Raw genomic sequence first — 8537 nt, forward strand, 5'->3', positions numbered from 1 at the left:
GCTTGGCATTCCGCACGGTTTTGCCGTCATGCATGGCAAAACCCGTCGTGGCGCTTTGGTGTTTGATGTCGCCGACTTAATCAAAGATGCGATTGTGCTGCCGTGGGCCTTTGTTTGCGGCAAAGAAAACGCCACCGAGCAAGAGTTTCGCCAACAAGTTTTACAATCTTTCATTGAACACAAAGCGCTCGATTATATGTTCGACACAGTGAAACACATCGCACTGCAAGGCAAAGAGGAAGAAGAGCGCGAGGAACACGCTTTATGATGGTCACCTTTGTTTCTCAGTGTGAGAAAAACGCTCTCAAGAAGACCCGCCGCGTACTGGATGCCTTCGCCAACCGCATTGGTGATAACACCTGGTAAACCCTGATCACCGAAGATGGGTTACTTACCGTTAAAAAAATGCTAGGCCAAACCGCTAGCCGCAGCACTGCGGTGAGTTGCCACTGGATCCGTTCTCGATCGCGCAGCCAGTTGTTATGGGTAGTGGGGAACAAAAAGGAATTTAATGTGGAAGGTGTGGTGCCTGTTAATCAAACTAGAAAAGAGGTTTTTATGGATGTTTTAACTGATAAACCCAAGCAAGGTGTGTTGTATGCAAACACCCAATTGCAACCACTGAGCGAGCATTTATTTGCGGTTGGATATGTTGCCGAACGACTACATTGCCAGTTATTTCCAGACAATACCCAGTTTTCAATTGTGAATTTCATTGCAGGTTGTTTGCATGATTTAGGAAAAATTGATCCCAAGTTCCAAGAGTGGGTAACCAACCCTAAAAAGAAAGAGTACATGGCAGACGATGGCCAGCATATTGATGATGTTAAATTTAGCTTTGATAAGCATCCAAGACATAATGAAATTTCACTTTTGCTCTATCAATTACTTGATAGTGCAGAACTAAAATGTCTAAATCCCAGCAATAAGCGTTCTGTAAAGCACGCGATATACTGGCATCATGCAAAGCCCTTTCGTAAAGAAAAAAATGGTTTTGATAGTTATAAAGATATTTGCAAAAAGCTGGTGGTAAATCAAAAAGAAGTAAAGTTAGTTGATATTGTGGTTCAAGCCCAAGCGCTGATTAAGCAAATCGTTGCCATAGATAAAAAATACCGTGAGTCAACCAATAGTGTTCTTGAAAGAAGTATCTTGGCTGACGAATTACAGGAATTAGAGGAGAATTTGCCTGATGCGCCGCCTTTGCCTAGCTATAAAGAATATGAACTAGAAGAATCAGTATCAGCCAATACTTTCAATGTGAAAGTTAATGCGCTAAACAATATTGCACGCGCATGCTTGATCACTGCTGATCGAATAATATCTGCATTAAGTGCGACAGAATTACACGCTGCCATTTTTGAGCGGAACTTGAATGAACTTGTGGCTGGGCTGCTCGAAGTGGAGTCTTCTCTCAGTAGCGATATTGCTACCTGCCTACGCACATTTTATCCGGATAGTGAACGCAGTAAAAAGCAAAGTGAGATTGCTCAACAATTGGCTAACGCTGATGATATTTCAGTACTCGCGGGTGCTGCTGGCTGTGGTAAAACCAAAATTGCCTTGGAATGGGCAAAATTGAAAGGTGCGAAGCGCATTATTTGGGTGTGCCCTCGCGTACAGGTATGCCAAGGTTTATTTTATGAGCTCACCTTGGAGCAATATTTGCCCAATAGCACCATTGAAATTAATACGGGGGAATTTAAGTTTCATAATCAATGGGATAATCCTATTACCGATGATGAAAGCTTTTCTGGTGATATCGTTATTACCACCATAGATCAAATCCTCGGTTCAGTGATCAGCCACACGAAAGCCAACACGCTGATAGATTTTTTGAACGTACATGTCGTATTTGATGAATTTCATGAGTACGTCAATATGCCAGCCTTTAATTTGTTGTTTGCAGAGCTTATTACAGCCAAAAAGATGCAGCAGCAAGCCAAAACCTTATTAGTGTCGGCAACTCCTCATTACGTGTTTGTTGAAGAACTACTTGGTATTCATCCTGATGATATTAAAGTCATGCCATCATTTAACCACAGCCAATATCAACTTGACTTTAAAGTATTCAATGATTCGGAATTAGGTGCAGATAATCCGCTATTTACGGAACAAAAGGATGGTACTTTTGTTATCAGTAATATGGCACTCACGGCACAAAATAGTTTTATCCGCAATCAACACAGAGAAAATGCTGTTTTATTACACTCAAAATTTATTAAGAGTGACAAACGTAAATGGTTTGGTGAAGTGTACGAAGCATTCAAACGTGGAGGAACCCGTAAGTTTGAAGTGTTGCGCAGTGGACCAATTGTACAGGCCTCGCTAAATATCAGTTGTGATTATATGGTGGCCGAAATCACCAGTGCTGAAGATAGCTTACAGCGGCTAGGACGACTGGATCGCTTTGGTGAAAATAAAGTTGTAAACACTTACACATTAGCAGTGCCTGAATCAATTGCTAATAGCAAAGGTAAAAGCCCTGCTGCGGGTTTTCTATCGAAAATGTATGTATTAAGCTCTGTGAGGGCATGGTATCAATTTTTGCGAAGCGAACTTGATGATAAAACGTTTACCTTGCCAGAAGCTTATCAACTTTATTTCACTTTTCATCACACCGAGCGTAATCGTAGTTTTATAGAAAGTGATTTAGTGGCCGCACTTAAAAACAGTGTGCAACAAATCAATGCCAAAGTGGTTGATCCAATCACCATGCCACCGAAGAAAAATAAAAAACGCAGTAAAATTAGTAAAGGATCTCTGCGTGGCGATAATCGTTTTGTGCAAATGGCGCTTGTAGATCTCAGTAATTCGGAGCCAAATTTTCTTGACCAATATGCCTACTCAATACCACTAGATGATGACAGCAATATTGATAATCTTACCTATGCAACTAGCGCTATTTGTGGTTATGGCCAAAGTGACAAAGACCTGTTATCTCATATGTTTAAAAAACATCACAACATTATGGGTGGGTTTAATAAATCGTTCACTGACAAAATTTTATTAAACCAAGCTCGGGATCCTGAATCGCCAATTTATTTAAGTTATACCAGCAACGATTTACTGCAAGTGGGCGGCGAAAGTGCTCGTCACTCGCATGCTATTTATTACGCCGTCTGCGATAAACAAGCTATCGGCGCTATATCCATTAAACAAATTAATCAAACTACAGAAAATGAGGAATAAACCATGGAAAAAGTAATAGGTATTAAAAGTGTAGATTTTAAAATTAAAGCATTAGGGCATGGTGTTGTGAACTGGAATGGACCAACAACTTTGACTGGTGACAATGGTAAAACTGTGGACAATCATACTTTACCAAAGTTACGAGGCTATACCAATTTAACAGGGAAAGTGAAAGAAGAAACAGGTTATAAATATAAAAAGGAAGCGACAGATATAGATTTTAAAAAAACGCCTTTATATATCAGCCAAAACTGTATTCGTCATCATCTTTTTAGGGATCAAGCATTCGATTTACATTTTGCCGCAGAGAAAAACCTAGAAATGGTGTTAGCTTCTATTACAGGGTTGCTCCGTGGTTACGTCGTTCCTTCAAGTCAGTGTAAACGCACAAGTCCCCTACTTCTAGAGGATTTTATTGATCAATTGGGTAATGGTAACTTTGAACAGTTTGGTCAAGCTGGTGCGCGTGACAGCTCATCATTCTTTTCTAAAACAACATTTGGTGATACTGAGTACGTTTCTTATGGCTCGATCAGTATTGAACAATTGCAATTTATCTCACTCGATAAGAAATTTGATCGCGCCAGTATGATTATCAAAGAGGGCCAAGGTGAAGAAGTGGCTAAAACGGTACAAGACTTTATTCAGTCGCTTAATCCTTCACTCAACCCTGTTGCCATATTCCACAGCAATTATGTGCGTAAAGGTACCATTTTTGAAGAAGGCGAATGCGGGATTTTACTTAATGATGATGCGGTAAAAATCTTGGTTACTGAAACATTAGATCGCTTAGCTAATTTATCTATTCGTCAAGCGAAAGGCTATATGTATGTCGATGAGATCACTGTAGATTACAATGATAGTCATAAAATGATGCGTATTAAGCGTGATGAATCAGAAATCATCAATGAGCAGCATATACCGTTTGCTCAGTATTTTTATGCAAAATAGGAGGCTGCATGAAAATAATCATAGAATATGATTCTTGCTGGCGAAATTCATTTTTAGGTGGTTCAAATAATGATCCGGTTCCTAAGAAAGGCCGTGAATTTTTAGGATCAATGACTAACTTAAAAAAAGAGGGTAATTTCAAAGTATGCGAAACGACTTTGGATACTGTAATGGGAATACTTAATCGATTAATTGGTGACCAGCGTAAACTGTATCAGGCTCGTAGTAACATGCATGAAACTAGCTATTATTTCTCAGAGTTGGAAGATAAGGTCAGTTTTACAGATAAGCCGCAGTTTACCAATGAAATGACTTTTATTCGCAATATGAATGGTAGTACGGACCAGAATTCATTTACTGGTATGATTAAGGTGTCTGATCCCGTTTTTAATTCTGAATATTCACAGCAGTTTTGGGGAGTATTGAACCTAGATTTCAATCAGCTCTGCGATTTTATTATTAAGCAACCACAAGTAGAAGTATCAATTGAACTTGATCCTTTAAGTATTATCAACCGATTGGAGAGTCTTAATAAAGAAAAAGCAATAGAGTTAAATGACAATCTGGCTCTAGTTATTGATATTTTAAATAAAAATTTTCCAGAAATTGAATATTTAAACAATAAAAACTTGATTACACCAATCAGCCTTTATTGTTCAGCACTCTATCTTCAACTTTCTCGACTAGAAACAAATTATGATATGGCCACTGCGAAAACTAAATCAGGTGGTATTAGTGGTATATCTAAACGTGGATTTACCAAAAAAGATTTCATGGATCGATATACCACTGGATCAAAGAAAACAATTTGGGGTAATCCTTTCATCAAAAAAGAAAAGATAAAAGGGCAAGGAGAAGTGACTTCCATGATGACGAAAGCTAGTGGTCAATTAGAAATTAATATCGATGTTGATCGCAACAAAGTACAAGAAATAAAAACCTTGATCGAAAATGCTGGTGTCTCCTCTTTTTATCTTGGTAAAAAAGGTTTGGCTTATGTGTCAAACATACGGCTTTAGGAGGAAATATGGACTCATACATTGATATTCGATTAAAGCCCGATACAGAAATGCTTGAAGCCGAATTGAGCAGTAAAGTGTTTACCAAATTTCACAAAGCATTGGTGATGCTGAATAGCGATCAAATAGGCATCAGCTTTCCAGAAGTTAATGTAAAACTTGGGCGATTATTTCGCTTACATGGTGAAGCAAGCTTTTTGCATGATTTACAAAGTTTAAACTGGCTTGGTCCGTTATCTGGTTACTGCCAAGTGAGTGAGATATTGGCTATTCCTGAACAAGTGCAATATCGAGTAATCTCAGTAAAGCGTAGCAATTTAAGTCAAGCGAAGCTTAGACGTTTGATCGCTCGCGGTAGCATCGATAAAGAGGGTGAAAAACGTTACAAAGTGAAAATGCTTAGCCAAGGTTTTGATAATCCGTACCTAGATTTATTCAGCAGTTCGACGAAGCAGGTACATCGTAAATTCTTTGAGTTTGGTGAAATTCAGCCACTGCCAGTATCCGGAAAATTTGATTCCTATGGGCTAAGTCATACCACTACGGTTCCTTGGTTTTAACCCTATTTTTTTGCTCTTTAAAAATAATATTTAAATACAAATAGTTACAGCAGGTGATTTAAAATAGGGTAAAAATGACTTTTTTACTCTAACTGCTTGTTGTAACTTATTTTTATGTTGTTATTCTATAGTTCACTGCCGCACAGGCAGCTTAGAAATTTTAGATTTTGTAATTGAGCTTTAGAAAAACGTTCACTGCCGCACAGGCAGCTTAGAAATCAAGTAAGTAGTTAAGTCTTGCTCAATAAGAGTTCACTGCCGCACAGGCAGCTTAGAAAGCGAGCGCGGCTCGTGGGGGTCGGGGTGAAAGGTTCACTGCCGCACAGGCAGCTTAGAAAGCGAGCGCGGCTCGTGGGGGTCGGGGTGAAAGGTTCACTGCCGCACAGGCAGCTTAGAAATAGAGCGCGATTAAGCAGGCTACTTTCAACCCGTTCACTGCCGCACAGGCAGCTTAGAAAAACAGCTTGGCTTGTTCTGCTAGCTCTTTGTTGTTCACTGCCGCACAGGCAGCTTAGAAATCAATCGAGGGGTTTTTGTTATGGACGCTCTTGTTCACTGCCGCACAGGCAGCTTAGAAAGAAAAGTTTATTTAAAATGTTTCGAGTTCAACGTTCACTGCCGCACAGGCAGCTTAGAAAAAGAGCCTGAAACAATGATTTAGGACGTGTTCGTTCACTGCCGCACAGGCAGCTTAGAAAGCAAACTCAAAACCAACGACACAACCGGAACCGTTCACTGCCGCACAGGCAGCTTAGAAAATGCTTGGCTTGGTTAACAACAATAGATAATAGTTCACTGCCGCACAGGCAGCTTAGAAAAGTTAAGGTCGAGGCTTCTCACTATGGGTAAAGTTCACTGCCGCACAGGCAGCTTAGAAATGAGCTACTCTTGTGAAGTTAACGCCAGCACAGTTCACTGCCGCACAGGCAGCTTAGAAAGCGAGTGATCGGCTCTTCTTATGTTACCGTTCGTTCATTGTGTTAACGATCACCGAAAACTGATCCACTTTTAGCTTAAAAATAGCTTAAAAAGTTCGCGCTTTATCGCGTCGTTCTAAGATAAACTGCAACATTCATTCATCAATCAAGGAGAAAATTTGATGAAAGCGATTATCTTGATATGTATCACCATAAGTTCTTTTTTAACCTTACCCGCTTATGCCGTTGAATTTTGGCATTCCAATACGGTTTGGGCCGGTCAAGGACAATGTTCGGCTGTCTTTTCATTTGATAGTGAAATGAATGAAATAATCGATCTTCAGCTTTCAGTTTCTGCTTTTAATCAGGTCGGTGAAGAAGTTGCATCGGGGGTTATTGAAATTGCACACTTTGGCCAATCATCAGCTGATCGTTATATTGACGCATACTTAGAGAGCGAGGCTTTTTGTGATGAACAACTAACCATCTTAGTTAAGGATGCTCAAGCCATCGTAGATGGTCAACCTATTAATCTTCTAAAAAGCAAAATGATATCAGCGCGAGATTTTAAACCTTTCAATATTCGTATGGCTCAATAAGTTATAGGATGCTTTTTAGGTTATCAACGCTATTTTGCTATTAAATTATTATGTTTAGAATGGAAGTGTTATGAAACACATTTTACGTTTTTATATTATTATGATGTTTGTTGTATCGGGCTATTCAATCGTTACCACGCATGGTTATGATAATATAGGGAAAGACCATATTGAAGTGGGATTATTATGGCCGGTAAGCTTTTATCAATATGTCTCACGGCCAAAAATAGAGGGAGAGTCATACGATAGTGTGATTAACTCGTTAGTTGAACTCATCGAATCGAGAAAAGATTATAATGAACAATATGCCGCAGCCGTAGCATTTAATCAAATTCTGCTTGAAGATTATGTTAAGTCTAATCCAGGTTTATCTCGCGTTGAAATTGAAAGATTAATACATTTATCAAATACAGAGAAACTGGCTTATGAATTGAAAATTAATCCAGCTAAAAGTAAAGCACTGATTAATTTTGTCAACGGGTTTGATTTTGATGATCTTATCGAAGCTGGCGAGAATGCGCGGAATAATGTGTTAAAGATAAGTTATATTCGTTGAGTTTTCCTCAAATAGAGCCCTTGGGGGAAGGGCTCTTGAACTGGAGCGTATTATTTAAATTTGAATCAATTCAGCGGCTTTTTTCATCGCCTCTTTAGTTGAACATTCGATAATATTTGCTTTAGCAAAGCGATGTGCATCTTTGACTTGGATATCGTGGGCAAGAATAACGAGCTTAGCATAGGCGATGTCTTGGTCAGTAATGCGGTTTTTGATACCATTTTGACCTTGCGTTTCAACTTTGATTTTGATGCCGGCTGCTGCCCCTGCTTTTTCAAGTGCTTTTGCGGCCATGAAAGTGTGCGCCACACCGGATGGACAACAGGTGACGGCTACGATGTCATATTCGCCTTCACCCACGGTAGGTATGGTTTGAGTCTCGGATGGGGTGTTCTCTTCTTTTTCCATTTCTGGATCGTCAGTGACAACCGGTTTCCAAAAGCCAACCATTAAAGCTGTTGTGAGCGAACCGAGTGCGATACCGACTACGTACATTGGAATGTTGCTTGAAACTGGCGCGGTGATCAGGCCACCCCAAGGTGCGTGAAGCAATACATTGGTTAAGAAGCCAAATACACAGCCTACGATACCACCAGCAACGATAGACGGTAGCACTCGTATCGGGTCATTGGCTGCGAATGGAATTGCGCCTTCAGAAATACCAATGGATCCCATGATGGCTGCCGCTTTACCCGCCTCTTGCTCTTGTTTGGTGAATTTTTTCTTAAATAGGAAGGTTGCCA

6 protein-coding genes, 2 pseudogenes and 1 CRISPR repeat array are annotated in these 8537 nt (G+C 39.8%); of the genes and pseudogenes, 7 read left to right on the forward strand and 1 reads right to left on the reverse strand.

The features are described from left to right. From B7C60_RS18325 to B7C60_RS07625, 7 genes and pseudogenes are all read left to right on the forward strand, one after another. Positions 1-268, forward strand: a pseudogene (locus B7C60_RS18325) (type I-F CRISPR-associated endonuclease Cas1f); the annotation flags it as partial. Further along, a pseudogene (locus B7C60_RS07600) lies at positions 265-3192 on the forward strand (CRISPR-associated endonuclease Cas3''). The pseudogenes B7C60_RS18325 and B7C60_RS07600, both read left to right, overlap by 4 nt. A 3-nt stretch (positions 3193-3195) precedes the next feature. Then, positions 3196-4143, forward strand: coding sequence for a type I-Fv CRISPR-associated protein Cas7fv (gene cas7fv / locus B7C60_RS07605; protein WP_099611137.1), 948 nt, complete (start codon positions 3196-3198; stop codon positions 4141-4143). An 8-nt stretch (positions 4144-4151) separates the two neighbouring features. Next, positions 4152-5162, forward strand: coding sequence for a type I-Fv CRISPR-associated protein Cas5fv (cas5fv, locus tag B7C60_RS07610; RefSeq protein WP_099611138.1), 1011 nt, complete (start codon positions 4152-4154; stop codon positions 5160-5162). A gap of 8 nt (positions 5163-5170) precedes the next feature. After that, positions 5171-5722 carry a type I-F CRISPR-associated endoribonuclease Cas6/Csy4 gene (gene cas6f / locus B7C60_RS07615; protein WP_099611139.1) on the forward strand — a complete coding sequence of 184 codons (552 nt, stop codon included), beginning with the start codon at positions 5171-5173 and terminating at the stop codon, positions 5720-5722. A gap of 130 nt (positions 5723-5852) precedes the next feature. Further along, a CRISPR array of direct repeats spans positions 5853-6660; the repeat unit is 28 nt; unit sequence GTTCACTGCCGCACAGGCAGCTTAGAAA. Positions 6661-6821: 161 nt separating this feature from the next. Then, positions 6822-7238, forward strand: coding sequence for an IrmA family protein (locus tag B7C60_RS07620; protein WP_099611140.1), 417 nt, complete (start codon positions 6822-6824; stop codon positions 7236-7238). Positions 7239-7308: 70 nt separating this feature from the next. After that, entirely contained in the window at positions 7309-7794 is a 486-nt protein-coding gene (locus tag B7C60_RS07625; RefSeq protein WP_099611141.1) for a hypothetical protein, read from the forward strand. Between the two features lie 54 nt (positions 7795-7848). On the opposite strand, the gene B7C60_RS18330 is transcribed toward B7C60_RS07625, so the two are convergent. Next, a partial coding sequence (locus B7C60_RS18330) for a PTS fructose transporter subunit IIBC (protein ID WP_245868867.1) occupies positions 7849-8537 on the reverse strand: 689 nt, incomplete at its 5' end.

This window comes from Vibrio fujianensis, from assembly GCF_002749895.1.
Classification (GTDB): Bacteria; Pseudomonadota; Gammaproteobacteria; order Enterobacterales; family Vibrionaceae; genus Vibrio; species Vibrio fujianensis.

What these genes read in the sequence shown, in the direction of transcription:
- cas5fv (WP_099611138.1), top strand. Translation starts at nt 4,152, where the DNA reads ATGAAAATAATCATAGAATATGATTCTTGCTGGCGAAATTCATTTTTA.
- B7C60_RS07620 (WP_099611140.1), top strand. Translation starts at nt 6,822, where the DNA reads ATGAAAGCGATTATCTTGATATGTATCACCATAAGTTCTTTTTTAACC.
- B7C60_RS07625 (WP_099611141.1), top strand. Translation starts at nt 7,309, where the DNA reads ATGAAACACATTTTACGTTTTTATATTATTATGATGTTTGTTGTATCG.
- cas6f (WP_099611139.1), top strand. Translation starts at nt 5,171, where the DNA reads ATGGACTCATACATTGATATTCGATTAAAGCCCGATACAGAAATGCTT.
- cas7fv (WP_099611137.1), top strand. Translation starts at nt 3,196, where the DNA reads ATGGAAAAAGTAATAGGTATTAAAAGTGTAGATTTTAAAATTAAAGCA.